This is a genomic window from Paludisphaera sp., assembly GCF_037189885.1.
GTDB lineage: Bacteria > Planctomycetota > Planctomycetia > Isosphaerales > Isosphaeraceae > Paludisphaera.
On the sequence record NZ_JBBCIR010000009.1, the window covers coordinates 1 to 20,488 of the forward strand.

Genomic DNA, 20,488 nt, shown 5'->3' on the forward strand with positions numbered 1-20,488 from the left:
GACCGGGTGGCGTCGGCTCGAAGTCCCTTGCGAACCGGATGGAGCGGCGCCGGTCGCCCCCTCATCCGGCCTTCGGGGCACCTTCTCCCACGAGGGGAGAAGGGATGCTTGTCATCGCCGATCCCCGGGGTACTCGACGGAGCGTCCCAAGGGGAGAAGGCATGGATCGCCGAGGCCGTCTCGAATCCCGCCGACTCCACATATTCCGGGACGCTCCCATGTTCGACCCCGCCGCCGGCTATCCGACCCACCGCCCGCGCCGACTGCGCGGGAACCCTCGGCTCCGCGACCTCGTCCGCGAGAACATCCTCACGCGCGACGATTTGATCTACCCGCTGTTCGTCTACCACGGCTCGGACGTCAGCCGAGAAATCCCCTCGATGCCCGGCCAGCGGCAATGGTCGCTCGACCGCCTGGGGGAGATCATCGACCAGGTCGTCGAGCTGAAGCTGCCGGGGGTCATGTTCTTCGGCATCCCCGAGCACAAGGACGCCCGCGGCTCGGCCGCCCTGAGCGACGACGGCATCGTCCAGGAGGCCGTCCGGCTGACCAGGAAGCTCGCCCCGGACCTCCTGACGATCACCGACCTCTGCTTCTGCGAGTACACCGACCACGGCCATTGCGGGCCGCTGTCCGAGTCGACCGGCCGGCTGGACGTGGACAACGACGCCACGCTGCCGATGCTGGTCGAGCAGGCCGTCAGCCACTGCCGCGCCGGGGCCGACGTCATCGCCCCGTCCGGCATGATGGACGGCATGGTCCGCGCCCTCCGCGCCGGGATGGACGCGGCGAATTATGAGCACGTCCCGATCATGGCGTACTCGTCCAAGTTCGCGAGCGGCTACTACGGCCCGTTCCGCGAGGCGGCCGAGAGCGCGCCCAGCTTCGGCGACCGCCGCGGCTACCAGATGGACCCGGCCAACGGCGACGAGGCGGTGCGCGAGGCGGCCCTCGACCTGGCCGAGGGGGCGGATATCATCATGGTGAAGCCGGCCCTGGCGTACCTGGACGTCGCCCGGCGGCTGAAGGACCAGTTCCGCGTCCCGCTGGCCGCCTACAACGTCTCCGGCGAGTACGCCATGGTCAAGGCCGCCGCCGAGCGCGGCTGGATCGACGAGCGCCGCGTCGTCCTGGAGACCCTCACCGGCTTCAAGCGCGCGGGGATCGACATGATCCTCACCTACCACGCCCCCGACGTCGCCCGCTGGCTCCAGCAGGGCTGAGCCGAGCCGAGCCGAGCCGAGCCGAGACGAGACCGAGGACGACCGATGACCACGCCCGCCATCTCCCGCCCGGACTACGACCTCCCGAAGAGTTCCGCCGCGTTCGCGCGCGCCTCGCGCGTGATCCCCGGCGGGGTGAACAGCCCCGCGCGGGCGTTCGGCGCGGTCGGCGGCGAGCCGCCGTTCATGGCCCGCGCGGAGGGGGCGTACCTGCACGACGTGGATGGCCACCGCTACGTCGACTACATCGGCTCGTGGGGCCCGATGATCGTAGGCCACGTCCACCCGAAGGTGCGGGCGGCGGTGACCGAGGCGCTGGCGCTGGGCTCCAGCTTCGGCGCGCCGACGGAGCGCGAGGCCGAGATCGCCGAGGCCGTCGTCGCGGCCGTGCCGTCGATCGAGATGTGCCGATTCGTCTCCTCGGGGACCGAGGCGACGATGTCCGCGATCCGGCTGGCGCGGGGGTACACCGGGCGCGACAAGATCGTGAAGATGGCCGGCTGCTACCACGGCCACGCCGACAGCCTGCTGATCCAGGCGGGCTCGGCCGCGACCACCCTGGGCGTCCCCAACAGCCCCGGCGTCACCGCCGGGGCGGCGGCCGACACGCTCCTCTCCCCGTTCAACGACGCCGCGGCCGTCGAGGCGCTGCTGGAAGCCAACCCGGGCCAGGTCGCCGCCGTCCTGCTGGAGCCGGTCGCCGGCAACATGGGGCTGGTCCCCCCCGAGCCGGGCTACCTCCAGGCTCTACGCGACCTGACCACGAAGCACGGCACGCTGCTGATCTTCGACGAGGTGATGACCGGGTTCCGCCTCGCGTACGGCGGGGCGCAGGAGCGGTTCGGGGTCAGCCCGGACATCACCGCGCTGGGCAAGGTGATCGGCGGCGGGCTGCCGGCCGCGGCGTATGGGGCGTCGCGCGAGATCATGGCGAAGGTCTCGCCGACCGGGCCGATCTACCAGGCCGGCACGCTCTCCGGCAACCCGCTGGCGATGGCCGCGGGCCTCGCCACGCTGGAAATCCTGCGCGAGCCCGGTGCCTACGATCGCCTGGAGGCCCTCACCGCCCGCCTGGCCGACGGCCTGGAGGCCGCCGCCCGCGAGGCCGGAGCGCCCCACGTCGTCCAGCGCGTCGGCAGCATGATCACGCTGTTCTTCCACGACGGCCCGGTCCGCGACTACGAGGACGCGAAAGGCTCCGACACGGCCCTGTTCGCCCGCTTCTTCTGGGAGATGCTGGCCCGGGGCGTCTACCTGCCGTGCAGCCAGTTCGAGGCCGCGTTCGTCTCGCTGGCCCACACCGAGGCCGACATCGATCACACCGTCGCCGCCGCCCGCGAGGCGCTGGCCGCCGCGCTCGGCTGACGCTCCCGGCGCGGGCTCAACTCGCCCTCAGCAGGAACAAGAACCCGACGAGCACCGCGAACCCCGGGGCGAGCCCCAGCAGGATCGCGCCGATGGCTCGCCAGGTCGAGAACCGGTGGGCTTGCGCCAGGAATATGATGATGCGAACGACGATCGCGCCGCTCAGGAAATTCCGGCAGAAGAGCGTGGCGTAGTAGAACGCCTTCAGGCCGTCGTCCCCCATCAGGCCGGGCCTCGACTTGTGCAGCAACTCGGGGCCGATCGCCGCGAACTGGATCGCCGCCAGCGCGAGCAGGAACAGCGCCGGCGCCTGCCCCCAGGCGATCGCGGCGCGGACGGCCGGGGGGGACGCCTCGCCCCCCAGGAGCCTCCCCGACCACGCCCAGATCCAGCCGAACAGCCAGACCAGGGCGATCCCGATCAGGGGGCCGATGACCGCGACCATGATCAGCATCGTCGGGATCGCCATGTAGTCGGCCGCGCCCCGGGTGATTTGCAGGGCGAGCAGGCGATCCACCCCCCACGCCGCGGCCAGCGGCAAGACCAGGTGCGTCGGCCGCCAGACGAGCGTGTCGCGGAAGGTCCGCCGCGGATGCGTCCACGTCGTCGCCAGCGGGCGCGCCCAGCCGTCCTGGCGGGGAAAGTCCTCGTCGGCCATCTTCGCGTCGACCTCGCCCATGGCGCCTCCTCAATGTTCGGCGGTGCTGGGCGTCCATCATCCTCGGCGCGTCCGTCGCGGGCAAGCGTCGGCCGGCGCGCTCGGGGGCGTCCCGGAATTCGGTCGTTCGTCGACCATGATTTTGCCCGTCCGGGCGTCGCGACGACGCTCCGGCCGAAGTGCCGGCCGACAATCGTGAAAGATTATCGGAAACATGGAATCACCCCCCTCCCACCGGTGAGCATACGGGAGATCGATACTCGCGTTCCTTGACAATTTGGAATCGGCATGAGGGTCGCGGAGAACCCTTCGCGGCCCATGCGCGGGCTAATTTTTGGCGGGCCGGGCCGATCGGACTCGCTTGCGAGACGTCGGCGCGCGTGACGCCGACCGCCGGCGGGCGATAGCGAAAAATGCATTCGAAAACGACGAACGAAGCCACGAGGTTTTGGACGTAAAAATCTGGTGCTCATGATGATGCGACGGAAATGCGGAAAGTCGCGGCGCGCGAACGAAGCCAACTTCGGGCGGCCGCGGCGGAGGGCGGAAGACCGGGGCCGAGGCGTGAATCCGGGCCGGGAGTCGCCCGCGGACGTAGAATGAAAGCGGGCCGCCCCGGGGCGGGAGCGGTCGAGGATCACCCGAAGGCCGGCGGACGATCATGGCCACGACATCCACGAGCAAGATCGGGACTAGCCCGCGGTCGCTCGGCTCGGGCGATCGGGCGCGGATCGAGGGACGGACGCGGGAGATCGGCCGCGAGCTGTTCGACCGCGTCGGCGGGGCCTCGCGTCCCTGGCGTCGGGAGTGGTGGGAAGAGCGATTCATGGGGGCGACGCTCGCCGACCCCGAGGTCCGCGTCCAGCTCTTCCGCTTCATCGACGCGCTCCCGGCCCTGAGGACGCCCGGCGCCGTCCGGCGGCACCTGGCGGAATACCTGGGCGAGGCCGGCGACCGCGTGCCGTGGTGGCTGCGGGCGGCCGTCGCGCTGGCCCCGCCGGGCTCGTCGCGCGAGGGGGCGCTGGCGTCCTCGGCGCGGGCGGCGGCGTCGCTGATGGCCCGGAAGTTCATCGCCGGGTCGACGCCCGACGAGGCGCTCCAGACGGTGCTGAAGCTGCGCGCACGCAAGGTCGCCTTCACCGCCGACCTGCTGGGCGAGGCCGTCATCAGCGAGCACGAGGCCGACGCCTACCAGCGGACCTGCCTCGACCTGATCCGCGGTTTGGCCGGCCCGCTGGCCTCGCGGCCGGAGATCCCCCTGATCGACCGCGACGCCGACGGGCCCATCCCGCGCGTCAACCTGTCGCTCAAGCTCTCCAGCCTGACCACCTGGTTCGACCCCATCAGCCCCGCCGCGACCATCGCGCGGGCCGCCGGCCGCCTCCGCCCGATCCTCCACGCCGCCCGCGAACTCGGCGCGTATGTTCACGTCGACATGGAGCAGTACGACTATCGGACGCTCAGCTACGACCTGTTCGAGGCCGTGCTCGGCGAGGAGGAGTTCCGCGACTGGCCCGACGTCGGGATCGTCGTCCAGGCGTACCAGCCCGACGCCGCGGCCGAGCTGCGCCGGCTCGACGCGTTCGTCGAGCGCCGGGGGGCTCCGATCACCGTCCGGCTGGTGAAGGGGGCCTACTGGGATTACGAGGTGCTCACGTCACGTCGCCACGGCTGGCCGGAGCCCGTCTTCCTCCAGAAGTGGCAAAGCGACGACAACTTCGAGCGCTGCTCGCGGTTCCTGATGGAGCGGCGTGCGAACCTCCGGCCGGCCATCGCCAGCCACAACATCCGCAGCCTGGCCCACGCCATGGCCGCCGCCGAGGCGCTTGGGCTGCCGGCCGACGCCTACGAGTTGCAGGTCCTCCACGGCATGGGGGAGGCCATCGCCGAGGCGCTGGTGGAGCGGGGCCGCCGCGTGCGGGTCTACACCCCCTATGGCGCGATGCTGCCGGGGATGGCGTACCTGGTGCGCCGGCTGCTGGAGAACACCTCGAACGAATCGTTCCTCAAGGCCGCCGGCGCGTCGGGCGTCGCCGTCGACGACCTCCTGCGCGACCCCGAGGAGACCGGAGCCATGCTGCTCAGGAAGCGTCCCGCCCCCCGTCCCGCGGCCCCCTCGTCGGGGCTCCCGCCGTTCCGCAACGAGCCGCTGGCCGACTTCGCCAGGGCCGAGAACCGCGACGCCATGGCGGCGGCGCTGCGCGAGGTCGCCGGGAGGCTCGGCCGGACGTACCCGCTGGTGGTGGACGGCGAGCGGATCGAGACCCCCGACCGGCTCGCCGAGTCGCGCGACCCGAGCCGGACCGACCGCCTCGTGGGACGGGTCGCCACGGCCGACGCCTTGCACGCCGACCGCGCGATCGCCGCGTCGCTCGCCGCGCTCGGGGGCTGGGCGTCGCGGCCCGTCGAGGAGCGGGCGGCCGTCATCGTCCGCGCCGCGGCGATCCTCCGCGAGCGCCGGTTCGAGCTGTCGGCGTGGGAGGTTTATGAGTGCGGCAAGCCCTGGCGCGAGGCCGACGCGGACATCTGCGAGGCGATCGACTTCTGCGAGTTCTACGCCCGCGAGATGATCCGCCTGGCCGAGCCCCGGCGTCGCGACGTGCCCGGCGAGACCAACGTATCCGACCGCCTCCCGCGCGGGGTGGCCGTGGTGATCCCGCCGTGGAACTTCCCGATCGCCATCCCCTGCGGCATGACCGTCGCCCCGCTCGTCGCCGGCTGCCCGGTGGTCCTCAAGCCGGCGGAACAGGCGCCGATCGTCGCCGCCCTGCTGGTCGACATCCTCCACGAGGCGGGCGTGCCGCCGGGCGTCCTCCACTACCTGCCGGGCAAGGGGGAGGAGGTCGGCCAGGCGCTGGCGAACGACCGCCGGATCGCCGTGGTCTCGTTCACCGGTTCGCGCGAGGTCGGGTTGCTCCTCAACCGGCAGGCGGCCGAGACCCCGCCGGGGCAGGAGCACGTCAAGCGCGTCCTCGCCGAGATGGGGGGCAAGAACGCCATCATCGTGGACGACGACGCCGACCTGGACGAGGCCGTGGTGGGCGTGCTGCAGAGCGCGTTCGGCTACGCGGGGCAGAAGTGCTCGGCCGGCTCGCGGGCCGTGGTTCTGGAAGGGGTGTACGACGCCTTCGTCGCCCGGCTCGCCGAGGCCGGCAAGGCGCTTCGGGTCGGGCCCGCCGACGACCCCGACACGTTCGTCGGCCCGGTGATCGACGCCGACGCCCGCCGGCGGATCCTCCAGTATCGCGAGGTCGCCGCGGCCGAGGGGCGAGTCGTGCTGGACGTGGACGTCTCGGCGCTGGCCGACCGGGGCGCGTTCGTCGGGCCGCTGATCGTCGCCGACGTGAAGCCCGACGCCCGGATCGCCCAGGAGGAGGTCTTCGGCCCGATCCTGGCGGTGCTCAAGGCCAGGGACCTGGACGACGCGCTGGCGATCGCCGAGGGGACGGCCTACGCCCTGACCGGCGGCCTCTACTCGCGGAGCCCGGCGACCATCGAGCGCGTGCGTCGCGAGTACCGCGTCGGCAACCTCTACATCAACCGCGCGATCACCGGCGCGATGGTCGATCGCCAGCCGTTCGGCGGCTTCAAGCTCTCGGGGGTCGGGGCGAAGGCGGGGGGGCCGGAATACCTGCTGGAATTCCTCCTCACCCGCTGCGTCACCGAGAACACCATGCGCCGCGGCTTCGCGCCGGAAGACCTCTCGAATGGCGCCGGCGGGGAGTGACCCTCCCTCGGATCAGAGCAGGCCGTCGACCCAGGTCCGGATCCAGGGGAAGCGCTCGCCGAGGGCCGAGTGGACGTAGGCCGCGGACCAGGCGACGACCCATGCCAGGGCCAGCCAGCCGCGCGGGTCGTTCCAGGGTCGGCGGTCAGGGGGCGGGGTGGTAGTCGGGCTCATGGACGACCTCCAGGGGGGCCGGCGCGGTGACCGCGGCGCCGAGTCGATCGGCCCGCGACAGCCAGCGGCGGGCGGCCTTGTAGACGCGATCCGGGGTCATCCCCGTCATGCAGGGGTGGTCGGGCAGCGGGCAGACCTTCTGGTGGCAGGGCCGGCAGGGGACGCGATGCCGGATCACCAGAGACCGCGACGACCACGGCCGCCACTGGATCGGGCTGTTCGTCCCGCTGAACAGGATCACCGAGAGCACCCCGGCCGACGCCGCCAGGTGCGCCGGGCCCGAGTCGGCGCCGATGAACAGGTCGGCCCGCTCCAGCAGCGCCGTCGTCTGGCGCACGCTCAGCCGGCCCGACCAGTCGACCAGGCGCTCGTGCGGGCGGAGGCTGCGCGACAGCGGCGGGTCTTCCGGGCCGCCGACGATCACCACGCGCCAGCCGTCGTCCAGGAACCGTTCCAGCAGCGCCTTCCAGTGCCCGCGGGGCCAGCGCTTGGCGGCGGTGCCGGCGCCGAGGTGGACGGCCAGCATCGGCGGGTGGGGGCGGAATTGCTCGGCGTGGAGGCTGGCCTCGGCGTCGCGCGGGGCCCGGCGGTCGCGGCGTCCGCCCCTCCCGGGCCAGGCGTCGAGCAGGCGGGCGGCGACGTCGGCGCGGTCCTCGTCGCGGACGCGGACCAGGGCGCGGCCGTCGAAGTCGGGCTCGATCCCCAGCGGGCCCAGCAGGGCCAGCCGCGATCGGACCTCGTGCCGGCCGCGGCTCCACTCGGCCACGTCGGTGAGCAGGAACGAGCCGCCCCCCATCGCGAAGCCCACCCGCCGGGCCACGCCGCCGATCGCCAGCACCAGGATGGACAGCACGTCCCCCCGGACGTCGATCCCCAGGTCGTAGCGGGCGCCGCGGAGCGATCGGCCGAGCCGCCAGACCTCGGAGACCAGGCCGCGCCGCGACGGGCTGCGCTCGAACCACGTCCGCTCGGCGACCCGCACGCGGGCGACGTTGGCGTCGGCCTCGAAGACCTCGTGGTTGCTGGGCGAGGCCAGGACGTCGATCTCGGCGTCGGGGTAGGCCGCGGCGAGCTGCGCGATCAGCGGGGCCGACAGGACGGCGTCGCCCAGGTGATCGAGCTGGACCACGAGGATCCGGCGCGGCGAGTCGACCTGGCGCGACGGCCGGAGCCGCCGCCAGAGCGGCGCGGCGATCCCGCCGGCCGCGTCGAACGCGCGCACCAGGACTCGCCATCGCAGCTTGCTGTAGCGATAGCGGCCGGTCCGAACAGGCTTGAGGTCAATCGGCGACGCGGTCATAAACCTCCGCCGTGAGCTTGGCGACGCGGTCCCAAAGGTAGTGGGAAGCGACGTGTGCCGCAAGTCCAGGTCTCGGCCCTTCGCGCCACGCCCGTGCCAGGGCCTCGCCGATCTCGCCGTCGCGGCCGGGCCGGGCGTAGATGGCGCGATCGCCGAAGTAAGACCGCGTGGAGCCGCGCGGCGTGATCACCACCGCCGCCCCCGCCAGCGCCGCCTCCAGCGCCGCCAGGCCGGGGGTCTCGAACCAGGAGCAGAGGGCGAAGACCCGCGCGGCGGCGTAGGTGGAGATCAGCAGCGGGTCGTGATGGTCCAGCGATTCCAGCCAGACGACGCGGTCGCCCCCCTCGCGACGGCACTCGCGCTCGTAGCCCTCGTGCCGGGGCGGCGCCTCCCCGACCACGACCATCGGCAGCCCCAGCCGACGCGCCGCGCGGATCACCCCGAGCGGGTTCTTGCGGGGCTCGATCCGGCCGACGAACAGCACGAACTCGAAGTCCCCGACCCGCTCGCGGAACAGGGCGGGCGACCCCCAGCCGAAGTCCGGCAGCACCCCGTTGGGCACCACCTGGATCCTCCGGCGGTCGACGCCGAAAAGCCGGACGAGCTGGTCCGCCTCCTCCTCCGAGTTCGGCAGGACGGCGTCGGCCACCCGGAGCAGCTCGCGGCGCCAGCCCGGCAGCCCTCGGAGCGCCCGCCGCGCCGCCCAGGCGCCGACGGCCGTCAGCTTGCGCCTCGCGGTCGGTTCCAGCGCCCAGAGGGCGCGGGGCTCGTACCAGCAGATCGGCGAGAGGACGACCGGGACGCGGCGGGCCTTCGCCGCGGCGGCCAGCTCCAGCCCCTCGCGAGACATCCCGAAGAGGTGCAGCAGGCGGGCGTGGTCGAGCCGATCCGTCCACGGGTGGAAGAGGCGGACGGCGACGTCCATCGCCTCCAGATGTCGTCCCGTCTGGATCAGTTGGTTCTCGCCGCCGCCGGGCGCCTGGAAGGCGAACGACGGCGCGTGCAGGAAGGCCGAGCCCGCGGGGAAAGGCCCCTGCGAGCGGGCGGCCAGCCATCGCGACGCGGTCGGCTCGGCGTCGGACGTCTCGATCGATCGGTCGTCCATCAGGTCGTCCCCGCCCCCTGGAGTTTCCATCGCCTGAGCCCCTTCTTCACCCGGCCGGCGATCGTGGCGTCGGGGATCTCGTCGATGGGCGTCACCGTCTCCCAGTCGATCGCCCGCCGGACCACCTGCCGCCACGAGTCCGGCCGCCGGTCGGGCGACGGCGGGACCGCCGCCCGCCGCGCGGGGACGGGCCGGCGCTCGAACGCCAGCGACTCCAGATCCACGACCGTCCGCGGCCCCGAGAGCGGCAGCAGGGCGCGGAACTCGCCCCGGAAGACCTCGAGCGCCAGCGGATAGCCGGCGTCCCACTCCTCGAACTGGACCTCCACGCGGCCCGGCCCGCGGGCGATCGCCAGCCATTTCCGCGAGGCCCGCCAGCGCCACCAGCGGGCCATCTCGGTGAGCGTCGTCCGCCAGACCAGCGGGCGACGGTCGAGCGCCGCGGCCAGGGCCATCATCACCTCCGGCATCCGGCCCAGCCGGCGCTCGGGATGGCCGTACACGAAGGCGGGCTCCCCCGCGTCGACCTTCTCCGCGACCACGGCGGCCAGGTGCGCGGCCACGCGGCGGCCGTCGGCCGCGCCGGCGTCCAGGAACAGGCCCTCGCAGATCGGATGAACGGGGACCTGCAGCACGCTGGAGAACCGCCCGGCCTTCCACGGGAAGAAGGGCAGGTCGTCGTAGCCGAGCTGGAAGTCCGACGAGTACGAGTACCCCAGCGCCTCCATCGCGTCGTCGACCGGGGCGTTCCAGCGGCCGTGGGGCCCGGCGAAGCCCTCGACCTCGAAGCCGCGGTCGCGGAGGATCAGGTCGGCCCGATCCAGGTTGCGGAGGTTGGCCTCGGTGTCGCGGTAGACGTGGTGGTAGTGCCCGTGCGACTGCGCGTCGCGCCCGGACAGGTCGGCCAGCACCCGACGCTCGGCCTGGTAGGCGGCCGTGGAGACGAAGTGGGTGGTGCAGTCGTCGAGCGGCCCGCGGGCCGCCGCGAATCGGAAGTAGTCCTCCGCCACCGGCTCGTCCATGTCCACGCGCAGGTTGAACGCCGATCGGTACGGGTGAGGGAAGGGGGCGAGCCGGGCCCAGACGCCGTTACGCGCCAGCACGTCCTCGCGCAGGCGGGCGATGATCCGTTCGCGGATCAGGGCCTTGGGCCGCCGGGCCACGCGCTCGCGGAGCGTGTAGCCGCCCACCCGCCACGCCGCGCGCATCGGCCGGTCGTCGACCAGGGCGTCGTACGGGTCGACGGGCTCCCCCTTGCGGTAGGCGTCGACGTCGATCGCGGCCTGGCCGGAGGTCAGGAGCAGCCGCATCGCGGCCGGCGACTCGCGGCGGCCGTCGAACAGCACGAACCGGCCGCCGCGGAAGGCGAACGGGTGGGCGTCGCGGACGACCTCGAAGGCGACCCCCTCCTGCGCCAGGATCAGCTCCAGGCCCGGCGGCGTCTTCCAGAGCAGCAGGGGGAGCGCGAGTGCGGCGGGGCGCGTCGCGTGGATCTCAGACATCGATGCCTCCGTCGCCCCGGGCGACCCACAGGGCCATCAGCCGCGCGGCCGGGACGCGGCGGAACAGCGCCCGCCGCCGTTCCGCCGGCGAGAGGAGGTGGACGACGCGGACCTCGGCGAATGATTTGAGCAACACCTTGCGCAACCTTCGGGGCCAGAACCAGCGCTCGCGGACGGGGCCGCCGGCCGGGTACATCCACAGGCCCCGACGCTCGTCGATCGCCTTCACGAGGGCGGCGGGGAGCCACGGGCGCCGGGCGTCGAGCGACGCCAGGCTCTTGTCGACGATCGCCAGCGTCCCGCGCGGCGACAGCACGCGGCGGGCCTCCGCGATCGCGACCGGCCATGTCCCCGGGTCGAGGTGCTCGAACATCTCCACGGCGATCGCGGCGTCGAAGCTCCCCGACGCGAAGGGGAGGCTCCGGGCGCTGCCGCGCACCCTCGCGATCCCCCCGGCCTCGGCGAGCATCGCGGCCGACAGATCGATCCCCGTCACGATCGCCCTGCGATCCCGCAGCGCCCTGGCGAATCGCCCCTTGCCGCACCCCAGGTCCAGGATGCGCATGCCGGCGACGGGGCCGAGGACCTCCAGGACGCCGTCCAGGCGATAATCGTCCGGCGCGAGCGCGTCCTTGAACCGCCGGTGCAGGGCGTCGAACCGCGACGCGACTTCCGCCTCGTGGGCCGAGATCATCCCGCCGCCTCCATGAGGTTCAGCTCCCTGAGTTTCCACGCGCGGACCGCGGCCGACACGCCGGACATCGCGCAGAACATCAGCCCTTCCAGCCCGTCGCGGAATCCTTGCTTGTATAAGTACAGTTTCAGAAACAGCCAGGCCGGGCGGAGCGTCAGGTCTCGCGCCCGGAATCGGGCGCCCGCGTTGTGGAGGTCGCGGGCCTCCAGCGTCGTGTAGTGGTCGATCTTGCGGAGGAAGACGCGGACGTCCGGGATCGTGCGATGCTCCAGGACCCCGCGCAGGCGGCCCTCGGGGCCGTCCAGCCGGACCGTCTCATGGACGCGGCCGGTCCACTCGCCGCGATCGCGACGGAACAGCCGGAGCGGCAGGTCCTGCTGCGTCCCGGAGTGGCCGAACGGGCGGCCGAGGATCGCGCTCCGGATGGGCACGCGGTAGCCGGCGAATGGGCTCGATGGGTCGGCCGTCGCGGCGCGGATCTCGTCGGCCAACTCGGGCGTCACGCGCTCGTCGGCGTCGATCGAGAGGATCCAATCGCCGGAGGCGGCGGCCTTCCCCGCGTTGCGCTGGGAGGCGAAGTCGTCGAACGGTCGGACGATCACGACGTCGGCCAGGCGCTCGGCGATGACCTTCGTGTGGTCGGTGCTCGCCGGGTCGACGACCACGACTCGCTCGTGGGCGAAGGCGACGGACGCCAGGCAGCCGGGGAGGTTGGCCTCCTCGTCCCGGGCGACGATCAGCGCCGTGATCCGGGGCTCAGGCATGGGCCGCCCCCTTCCGCGCGATCCCCAGCGCCGCCCGCAGCGGGAAGTACGCCGCGTACAACGCCAGCTCGACGTCCAGCCGGCCGACCGCCGCGAGGACGATCCACAGATGCCAGCGCAAGTCCGCGTGGCCCATCAGGCCCAGGAGCGACCGCAGCGGCGCGAGCCGTCCGCGCGGGGCGCGGACCTCCCCGGTCGTCCCCTCGCCATTCTCCAACTCCTCGCCGGTGAGGGACTGGATCAGGAACAGGTATTTGCCCGAGGCGAACGCGATCCCGAGCAACAGCCACCCGGCCCATGCCGTCGCGGCGAAGGCGGCCCAGGCGACGGCCGCGTGGAGCGCCAGGTCGGCCGACTCGTCGAGCACCTGGTCGAGCCACCGGCCGAACGCGGAGCACGACCCCTGGAGCCGGGCGAGCCGGCCGTCGGCCGTGTCGAGCACCAGGCCAGCGGCGAGGGCGAACGCCACCGCGGCGCGGCCGATCCACCCCAGGTCGCCGCGCGCGACGAGCGCCGCGGACAGGAGCATGAGCGTCCCGGCGGTCAGCGTCAGGGCGTTGGGCGTGACCCTCGTGTCCTTGAGCGATGCGGCCAGCCGATCGGCGATCGGGAAGGCCCAGTAGCGGCCGAGGGGCTGATAGTTCAGCCGCCGGTTCAGCTCCTGCTCGGCGCCGGCGAGGCCCTCGGGGCGGTCGAGCCGCCAGAACACGGCGGTCTCGGGGTCGCGTCCCCGGCGGACGGCCCGGCGGAGCCGGCGGGCGTCATACAGGCGATCGGCGCGGACGATCGGGGCCGACGCGGGCTCGCGGTCGATCAGCGCGACGCGCTCGGCGTCCGGCCCGACCTCGGCGAGCAGGGGGATCACGTCGCGGCCCCCCAGCACGGCCACGCCCTCGTCCGGGCCGACCGCCTGCAGCGCCTGGCCGACCAGCCGGGCCAGCACGGTCCGGCCCATCACGACCTCCGCGGCCAGCGGCCCGCGCGGCCCATGAGGGCGGGCGTCGATCACCAGGTTTCGGAATCCCGACCTCATGATTCGCCTCCGTGCGTCCCGACCCGATCCGCCTCCCTCGCATGCCGCGATTCCTTCGCGATCATGCCACCGTCATGTTCACCATTCGAAGCGTCTGAAGAACGCCTCCTGGCGGTCGACCCAGCCGACGGCCCCGGCTTGCAGCGCCCGGCGCGCCCTGGCGACCTCCCGCCAGCGCGAGGCGGCCTCGACGAACGCCCGGCGGAACGCCTTGCCGCCGCGGGCCAGCCGGACGGGCAGCCACGCCAGGTGGCTCGCCAGGCGGCGGCCGCTCAGGTTCTTCCAGGCGAAGATCAGCGTGTTCCGGATCGCCAGGCCGTCGCACCGCGCCTCGCCGAGTTCCGGGGCGAACGTCGCGAATCCCTTGTGATAGGCCACGGATTCCGGGATGTAGTAGCCCCGAAGGCCGGCCATCCAGGCGCGGAAGCCGAGGTCCAGGTCCTCGATCCGGCCCGGGAAATAGATCGGGTCGTAGCCGCCCAACGCCAGGAACCGCGCCCGATGCACGGCGAGGACGGGGCCGGCGGCGGCGGTCAGGTCGGCGTCGTGGATGGCCGCCTCGTGCCCCGGCACGCGGCTCATCCCCTGGACCAGCCCGAATCGCGTCCGGACTCGGGTCCGCATCCCCTCATACGTCGATCCGTCGAAGGTCCAGCAGAGCGGCGCGGAGAAGAGGGCGTCGGCGTGTTCCGCGAGCGGGCGGAGCAGGGGGGCGATCGAGTCCGGCGCCAGCTTCACGTCGTTGTTGAGCAGCAGCGCGACCGGCTCGTCCGTCTCGGCGAGCGCGTCGTTGAACGAGGCGAGGCCGCGGTTGGGCCGGCGGACGACGCGGATCTCGGGGTGGTTCGCGGCGAGCCACGCGAGCGAGTCGTCGGCCGAGTCGTTGTCGACGACGACGACGCCGCAGGGGACGGGCGAGCGGCGGGCGGCCTCGACGACGGAGGGGAGGCACTCCCGCAGGAGGTCCCGGCCGTTGTAGTTGAGCACCAGGATGCAGGCGCGATCGAGCGACACGGGTTCCATCCCTGTTTCGCCGTGGTGGGGGCTCGTGGCGTGGGCTCGCGGCGTCCGTCCGCATTCCGCCCATTTCGGCGCGTAACTTACGAAACGGCGGGGGACCGGTCAAGGCCGGCTCCCCCGCCGTCGAAGGGCCGTCCATCAGCCGGCGTAGTCGGAGCCGCGGAGCTTCTCCAGCAGCTTCCGCGTGGCGATGATGCCGTCGGACTCGCTCAGGCGGCCGCCTTCGTATTCGATCCCGACGAAGCCGTTGTAGCCGGCGTCGGTGACGATCTTCATGATGCGGGCGAAGTCGAGGTTCGACTCGTTGCCCTGCTCGTCGAAGTCGTAGCTCTTGGCGGAGACCCCCTTGGCGAAGGGCATCATCCGGGCGATGGCCTCGTAGACGTCGATGGCGTACTGGCCGTCGTTCTTCGGGAAGTTGCCGAAGTCGGGCAGGGTGCCGAAGTTGTCGGAGCCGACGGCCTTGATGAGCGCCAGGAGGGCGTCCGGGTTGCTCGACGGGCCGCCGTGGTTCTCGCAGATGACGTGGATCTTGCGCTCGGCGCCGTAGGCGGAGAGGGCGCCGCAGGCCTCGGCGGCGTCGGCGACGTCGGTGGGGCCGTAGTGGTTGCCGGTGTTCACGCGGATCGCGTGGCAGCCCAGCTCGGCGGCGGCGTCGACCCACTTCTTGTGGTTCTCGACGGCCTGGTCGCGGGCGGCCTTGTCGGGGGCGGAGAGGTCCCCCTCGCCGTCGATCATGATGAGGACGTTGGCGATGCCGTGGTCGGCGGCGCGCTTCTTCAGATCCTTCAGGTAGGCCGAATCGCGGGGCTTGTCCTTGAAGAACTGGTTGACGTACTCGACGCCGTCGACCCCGTACTCCTCGCGGGCGACCTTCGGGAAGTCGAGGTTGTCGAGCTTCCCGGAGAAGAGCGCCTTGTGCAGCGACCACTGGGCCAGCGAGATCTTGTAGTCGCCGATCTTGCCCGGCCTGGGCTTGCCGGAGAGGTCGGCGGCCAGGGCGAGCGGCGAGCGCATGCCGAGGCCCAGCAGGGCGCCGCCGGCGACGGCCCCGCGGAGGAACGAACGGCGGTCGAGCGGGCGAGAGTGCATCGGGATCTCTCCTGGTTGCGGTTTCAGGCGAAGGTGATGGCGTGGTCGATCAGGATCCCCTTCAGGGCGTTCGCCGCGTCGGCGAAGCGCTCCGGGCCGGTGAAGCCGTAGGACATCTCGGCGACGGTCAGGTGGGGCTCCAGGACGACGAAGCCGTCGTATCCGGATGCCGCGGCGTCGTCGAGGAGGAAGTCGAACTTGCCGTCCCCCTCGCCGGCGGGGACGCATCGCTTCAGGGACTCGCTGTAGTCCTTGACGTGGAAGTGGGAGACGAACGGCTTGAGGAGATCCCACGCCGCCTCGATCGGCTGGCCGACCTCGACGTAGTTCGCCGGGTCGAAGGCGTGCGCCAGCGCCGGGGAGGCGACGGTCGTGAGGATGTCGTGGACGCGCGGGGCGGTGTCGCCGTAGATGCCCTTCTCGTTCTCCAGCATCAGCGTCACGCCGCGGTCGGCGGCGCGGCGGGCCAGCTCGGCCATGCGGGCCATCACCTCGTCGCGGTGCGCGGCGGGGTCGTCGCCGGCGGGGATGTAGAAGCTGAAGACGCGGATCCGCGGGCACTCGTAAAAGTCGGCCAGGTCGAGCGCGCGTGCGAAGCGGTCCAGGTGGGGGTCGAACGGCTCGTTGACCTTGATCTTGCCGATGGGCGAGCCGATGGCGCTGAGGCCGAAGCCGGCCTCGCGGAGCATGGCGCGGAAGGCGTCGTGTTGCTCGTCGGAGAGGTCCAGGACGTTCGTCCCGTGGATCGCGCGGAACTCGATGTTCATGACCCCGTGGCGGGCCAGGACGTCGATCTGCTCGCGGGGATCCTGGGAGATCTCGTCGGCGAAGGCGCTGAGGCGGATCATCGTGGCGTCGCTCTCGGGCGTTGGGCGTCGTATGGTCTCCTGGCGATGATAGCACTTCGGCGCGAAACCTCCAGGGGCCGGTGGCGGGCGCCTGGGCTTCGGAGTAGGATGCAGTCGGCCATCGCCGACGGCCCGCGTGTCAACCGCCAGGGAGCCGGGACCCCCGCCATGTGGACGCTCTTCTTCTCGTTCGTGGTCTACTGGGCCGTGGCCTTCGTCGGCAGCTTCACGGCGGTCGAGATCGCGCAGGACGCGCTCTACGACGAGGTGACGCCCCGGGCCGGGCTGAAGGTCTCGCTGGCGGCGACGATCCTGGCCCTGATGATGACCTACTTCCACCCGTCGTTCGAGACGATGTTCACGGCGACCCTCGGCACGACGGTGCTCCAGGGGATCGTCTGGTTCGCGGTCTTCCTGTTCGTGCTGGAGTTCCACCCCTGGCACGCGCTGGGGATCGGCGCGCTGCTGATGTGCCTGGTGTCGCCGCTGGCGACGATGGGGGTCGACAGCATGCTCGCCCCGGATGACCAGGTCCAGCGGATCCGCAGCGGCGCGTCGGCGGCGACCCGGCCGGTGCGGGGCACGCTCTCGCCGGGGGGGGCCACGGCCCCCGCCGCCGCCGCGCCGGCGGCCAAGGCGCCGTGACCTAGGCGCGTCGGCTCACTCCAGGATCCAGTGCCCTTCGTAGGTCGTGTCCGGGTCCGGGCCGATGATCTCCCAGCCGACGACCGCGCCGTCGAGGGCCTCGAACAGGCGGGTCGGCCGGATGGGGCGGCGTTCCTCGGGCTTCGACGCCTTGTAGGCGATCAGGCTGAGCCGCCCCCCCGGGCGTCGCGAGGGCATGAGGATCCACATCCTCGCGACCTTCGTGATGCCGTAGCTGACGTGGACCAGCGCGTTGGCGCCGTCGCGTCCCTCGCGGATCTCCGGGCCCCGGTAGATCTGGTCCACGATGACCTCGACGGGCTCGCCGATCGGGACGCCGCTGAAGTCCAGGTCCAGCTCCCAGCGGTAGTCCCGCGCCTCGCCCTCGGGGGGGATCTGCTTGAGGGTCGGCGCGAGGCTCCGGTTGGAGCAGGCGACGGTGAGATCCGGCGAGCGGCTGTCGAACTGGAACCGCAGGTGGTCGTCGGCACCCTCCTCGCCGGTCCTGCGCACCAGGTAGCGCCGGTGCTGATAGACCTGCGGCGCGGACCCGCGGCCCAGGGAGAGGTTGTCGCGCCGCCAGAGGCGGAGGTCGACGATGTGCGAGTCGGTGAGGAACTCGAAGCCGCGGAAGTCGGGGGGCTCGAACCGGTCGACGGCGGCCGGCTTGAGCCCCTCCAGGCTAGACACGGGCCCGCCGCGCACGAGGTTCAGGAGCCGAGCCTCGTCCGGGTTCCCCTCGGCGACGAGCCCCAGCGCCTGGCGGACGCTCATGGTGCTGGTGTAGGTGCGGTAGAGGAGGTAAGGCCCGGAGAGGAGCACCGCGAGCATGAGCGGCAGGAACAGGTAGGTCATCGCGTCCTTGCGGTCCAGAAGCGTGCTGAAGATGCGACGCGCGGCCGAGCCTTGCAGCTCGCGGGCGAGGGCGGTCGCGTCCGACGTGGGGCGATCGCGGCCGAGGAGGCGGTCGATCTTGCGCGGCGGCCGGGGCATGGGATCCCACGGCGGATCGTCGGGTAGGTCGTGGCCGAACACGTCGGGGCGGGAGCGGCACGCCTGGCGGGCGATGCAGTAGCCGTGGCGCACGAGGGCGCGGATCTCGGCGGGCGTGAATCGGTCCAGGTCGGTCCGCATGCCGACCACCTGGCGCTGGACCACCGGCGGCGGGGCCGTGGGATCCTCGTCGGGCTCGACCAGGCGGTAGATCGGCGTGAACAGGAACCCCTCGGCCGCGCCGAAGATCTCCTTCTCCAGCTGCCAGACGCGGTCCATCAGGATGTCCGAGGAGCGCATGGCCGTCTGGATCAGGCCGCCGCTGAACGCGTCGCGGGTGATGCTCAGCTTGGCGCCGGCGTCGCTGACGATCACGGCGTCGAAGTTCGAGGCCGACGGCCGGACCGGCGGCGGCGCGCCGGGGACGTGGTCGGGGGCGAGGCCGGTCCCGTCGCCGGGCTCGGCCTCCTCGACGTCCTCGTCCTCGTCGTCGCGCCCGCCGCCGCTCGACGCGGCGACGCGCGCGGCCTTCCTCGCCCCCGTCCCCGAGCCGGCGACGACGGCCTCCTGGTCGCGGGGGGGCGCCTCCTCCACCTCGATCTCGCGGCCGTCGGCCTCGGTCGGCCGGCATTCCTCGGACCAGCATCGCTCGATGAACCGGAACGCGCGGATGCCCAGGTTGTCGAAGACGCCGCCGTCGGTGAACGCCTGGTGCGAGAAGGCCGCCTCGGCGGCCCCGATGTCGTGCGAGTGGAGCTGGATCGGCGGGAAGAACCCGGGGAACGCCGACGACGCCGCCACCGCCAGCGAGACCGTCGCCAGCCCCGCGTGGATCCGCTCGAACTGCACCCGGTCCCCCGGCAGCCGGCGCTGCATGATCAGGCCCGACCGCGTGAACGACGTGATGCAGCCCTCGCTGAGGTTCGTCGCCAGGATGTGCAGCTCGGGGGATTCGGGCAGCTCGTAGAGGCAGACGTCGCCGTACAGGTGCTTCTCGTAATGGTGTTCGAGCATGCCGGCCCGGGTGTACCGCCGCTTGACGGGCCGCCGCAGGATCCACCGCGGGGCCGTCGCCAGGACGGCGAACGGGTAGCGCCTGACGATCCGGTTGCGGATGTCCATCCGGACGAAGTCGAGGATCTCCTTCGCGGCCTTGTCGAACTCCTCGGGGGCGCCGTTGTACCGCTCCCAGTTCAGGACCAGGTGGGCCGCGAGGATGCTCCCCCCGGAGACGGACGTGATGTGCGTGACGTCGCGCAGCATCCCGGCGTCGCGGAGGAATCGGATGATCCCCAGGTGATAGAGCGTGGCTCGGAATCCGCCCCCGGACAGGGCCAGTCCGATCTTGGGCATGGTCTCGCCTCCGTGACCTATTCGCGACGCGACGGCGCGGGGAGTCGCCGCCGCGAGATGTCTCGTCAACTGCTTCCGCCGCGACGCGGATCGACCGCCGGCCGCGCTGCGGCCTTCGCGGCCGGCGCGTCCATGGAGCGCGATTAATCGCAACTGGCGCGCCGACGCGTCGCGGAGGCTCCCGGGGCGGGGCCTCGCGATCAGGCCAGGCCGCGCAGCAGGACCTGGAGGGCGTCGGCCAGGCGGTCGGCGGCCTCCTGGGCGTGGGCGTGCAGCGACCAGAAGTCCTTCACGGCCGAGGGCCGCGCGACCAGCGCGCGGATCGCCGCGCCGACGCGGTAGCTCCCGGAGGCGTTGAGCATCCGGTCGATCCCGGGGGGGAGATCCGTCCGGGCGTCGTCGCTGACGACGCGAAGGGAATGGAACGGGACGTGGCGCGCGCGGGCGGCGTCGGCCGCGGCGAAGGTCTCCATGTCGACCGCGTCGGCCGAATGCTCGGCGCGGAGGCGCGATTTCTCGGCGACGCGGCCGATGACCCGGTCCACCAGCAGCAATCGGTCGATCGCGCGGACGGTGGGGACCGCCGCGACGGCCGTCGGGTCCAGCTCGATCGCGGCCCCCTGGCCGTCGACCACCGAACGGGGGGCGAGCAGGTCGTTGCGGTTCAACGCGGGGTCCAGGGCCCCGGCGAAGCCCGCCGAGATCAGCGAGCGCGGCCGGTGGCCGTCGAGCAGGTGCCCGACGCCCCGCCTCGCCGCCGCCACGCCGACGCCCGAGGCGACGACGACGACCAGGCGGCCCTCAAGCTCCCCCTCGACCACGGTCAGCCCGCGCGAGGAGTACCGGCTGACCCTCGCCAGCCGGTCGACCAGGTGGCCGACCTCCATCGGCATCGCCGCCACCACGCCGACGTCGGCCGGCGATGGGGGCGGGGCGAGGTTGGGGCGTGACGCGGAGTCGTGGTCCAAGGACATCCCTCCGCGCGGCTACCC

Annotated in this window: 17 protein-coding genes; 4 read left to right on the forward strand and 13 right to left on the reverse strand. The window is 72.5% G+C overall.

Annotation, left to right across the window (positions count from 1 at the left end):
• Positions 1-218 precede the first annotated feature (218 nt).
• Positions 219-1,223 carry a porphobilinogen synthase gene (gene hemB, locus WG209_RS03670; RefSeq protein ID WP_337173649.1) on the forward strand — a complete coding sequence of 335 codons (1,005 nt, stop codon included), beginning with the start codon at positions 219-221 and terminating at the stop codon, positions 1,221-1,223.
• Between the two features lie 45 nt (positions 1,224-1,268).
• A complete protein-coding gene (hemL, locus tag WG209_RS03675; protein ID WP_337173650.1) occupies positions 1,269-2,588 on the forward strand; it encodes a glutamate-1-semialdehyde 2,1-aminomutase in 1,320 nt (439 codons plus the stop codon).
• A gap of 16 nt (positions 2,589-2,604) precedes the next feature.
• Here the strand turns inward: hemL and WG209_RS03680 are convergent, their stop codons facing one another.
• A complete protein-coding gene (locus tag WG209_RS03680; RefSeq protein WP_337173651.1) occupies positions 2,605-3,267 on the reverse strand; it encodes a YIP1 family protein in 663 nt (220 codons plus the stop codon).
• Between the two features lie 640 nt (positions 3,268-3,907).
• Here WG209_RS03680 and pruA point away from each other — a divergent pair.
• On the forward strand, positions 3,908-6,973 hold the full coding sequence (pruA, locus tag WG209_RS03685; protein WP_337173652.1) for an L-glutamate gamma-semialdehyde dehydrogenase: 3,066 nt from the start codon (positions 3,908-3,910) through the stop codon (positions 6,971-6,973).
• Between the two features lie 12 nt (positions 6,974-6,985).
• Here the strand turns inward: pruA and WG209_RS03690 are convergent, their stop codons facing one another.
• The 10 genes from WG209_RS03690 to WG209_RS03735 all read right to left on the reverse strand — a co-directional run bounded on the left by WG209_RS03690 (position 6,986) and on the right by WG209_RS03735 (position 16,505).
• Complete coding sequence (locus WG209_RS03690; RefSeq protein WP_337173653.1) at positions 6,986-7,147, reverse strand: hypothetical protein; 162 nt, start codon at positions 7,145-7,147, stop codon at positions 6,986-6,988.
• Positions 7,119-8,447, reverse strand: a complete 1,329-nt coding sequence (locus WG209_RS03695; protein ID WP_337173654.1) for a glycosyltransferase family 9 protein — start codon at positions 8,445-8,447, stop codon at positions 7,119-7,121. The genes WG209_RS03690 and WG209_RS03695 overlap by 29 nt, the downstream gene beginning before the upstream one ends.
• Entirely contained in the window at positions 8,428-9,552 is a 1,125-nt protein-coding gene (locus tag WG209_RS03700; protein ID WP_337173655.1) for a glycosyltransferase, read from the reverse strand. The genes WG209_RS03695 and WG209_RS03700 overlap by 20 nt, the downstream gene beginning before the upstream one ends.
• A complete protein-coding gene (locus WG209_RS03705; RefSeq protein WP_337173656.1) occupies positions 9,552-11,054 on the reverse strand; it encodes a hypothetical protein in 1,503 nt (500 codons plus the stop codon). The genes WG209_RS03700 and WG209_RS03705 overlap by 1 nt, the downstream gene beginning before the upstream one ends.
• Positions 11,047-11,748, reverse strand: coding sequence for a methyltransferase domain-containing protein (locus tag WG209_RS03710; RefSeq protein ID WP_337173657.1), 702 nt, complete (start codon positions 11,746-11,748; stop codon positions 11,047-11,049). The genes WG209_RS03705 and WG209_RS03710 overlap by 8 nt, the downstream gene beginning before the upstream one ends.
• A complete protein-coding gene (locus tag WG209_RS03715) occupies positions 11,745-12,512 on the reverse strand; it encodes a glycosyltransferase family 2 protein (protein ID WP_337173658.1) in 768 nt (255 codons plus the stop codon). The genes WG209_RS03710 and WG209_RS03715 overlap by 4 nt, the downstream gene beginning before the upstream one ends.
• Positions 12,505-13,545 (reverse strand): CDP-alcohol phosphatidyltransferase family protein, encoded by a 1,041-nt coding sequence (locus tag WG209_RS03720; protein WP_337173659.1) that lies wholly within the window; start codon positions 13,543-13,545, stop codon positions 12,505-12,507. Before WG209_RS03720 ends, WG209_RS03715 begins: the two co-directional genes overlap by 8 nt.
• Positions 13,546-13,623: 78 nt before the next feature.
• Positions 13,624-14,568 carry a glycosyltransferase gene (locus WG209_RS03725; RefSeq protein ID WP_337173660.1) on the reverse strand — a complete coding sequence of 315 codons (945 nt, stop codon included), beginning with the start codon at positions 14,566-14,568 and terminating at the stop codon, positions 13,624-13,626.
• Positions 14,569-14,703: 135 nt separating this feature from the next.
• Entirely contained in the window at positions 14,704-15,657 is a 954-nt protein-coding gene (locus WG209_RS03730) for a sugar phosphate isomerase/epimerase family protein (RefSeq protein WP_337173661.1), read from the reverse strand.
• 23 nt (positions 15,658-15,680) lie between these two features.
• Positions 15,681-16,505: a sugar phosphate isomerase/epimerase family protein gene (locus WG209_RS03735; RefSeq protein WP_337173662.1), complete on the reverse strand. Its 825-nt coding sequence runs from the start codon at positions 16,503-16,505 to the stop codon at positions 15,681-15,683.
• A gap of 108 nt (positions 16,506-16,613) precedes the next feature.
• Here WG209_RS03735 and WG209_RS03740 point away from each other — a divergent pair, with 108 nt between their 5' ends.
• On the forward strand, positions 16,614-17,150 hold the full coding sequence (locus WG209_RS03740) for a hypothetical protein (RefSeq protein ID WP_337173663.1): 537 nt from the start codon (positions 16,614-16,616) through the stop codon (positions 17,148-17,150).
• A gap of 15 nt (positions 17,151-17,165) precedes the next feature.
• On the opposite strand, the gene WG209_RS03745 is transcribed toward WG209_RS03740, so the two are convergent.
• Together WG209_RS03745 and WG209_RS03750 are read right to left on the reverse strand one after the other, a co-directional pair.
• Complete coding sequence (locus tag WG209_RS03745; RefSeq protein ID WP_337173664.1) at positions 17,166-19,496, reverse strand: patatin-like phospholipase family protein; 2,331 nt, start codon at positions 19,494-19,496, stop codon at positions 17,166-17,168.
• 200 nt (positions 19,497-19,696) lie between these two features.
• Positions 19,697-20,464: a nucleoside phosphorylase gene (locus WG209_RS03750; protein ID WP_337173665.1), complete on the reverse strand. Its 768-nt coding sequence runs from the start codon at positions 20,462-20,464 to the stop codon at positions 19,697-19,699.
• Between the last annotated feature and the right edge of the window lie 24 nt (positions 20,465-20,488).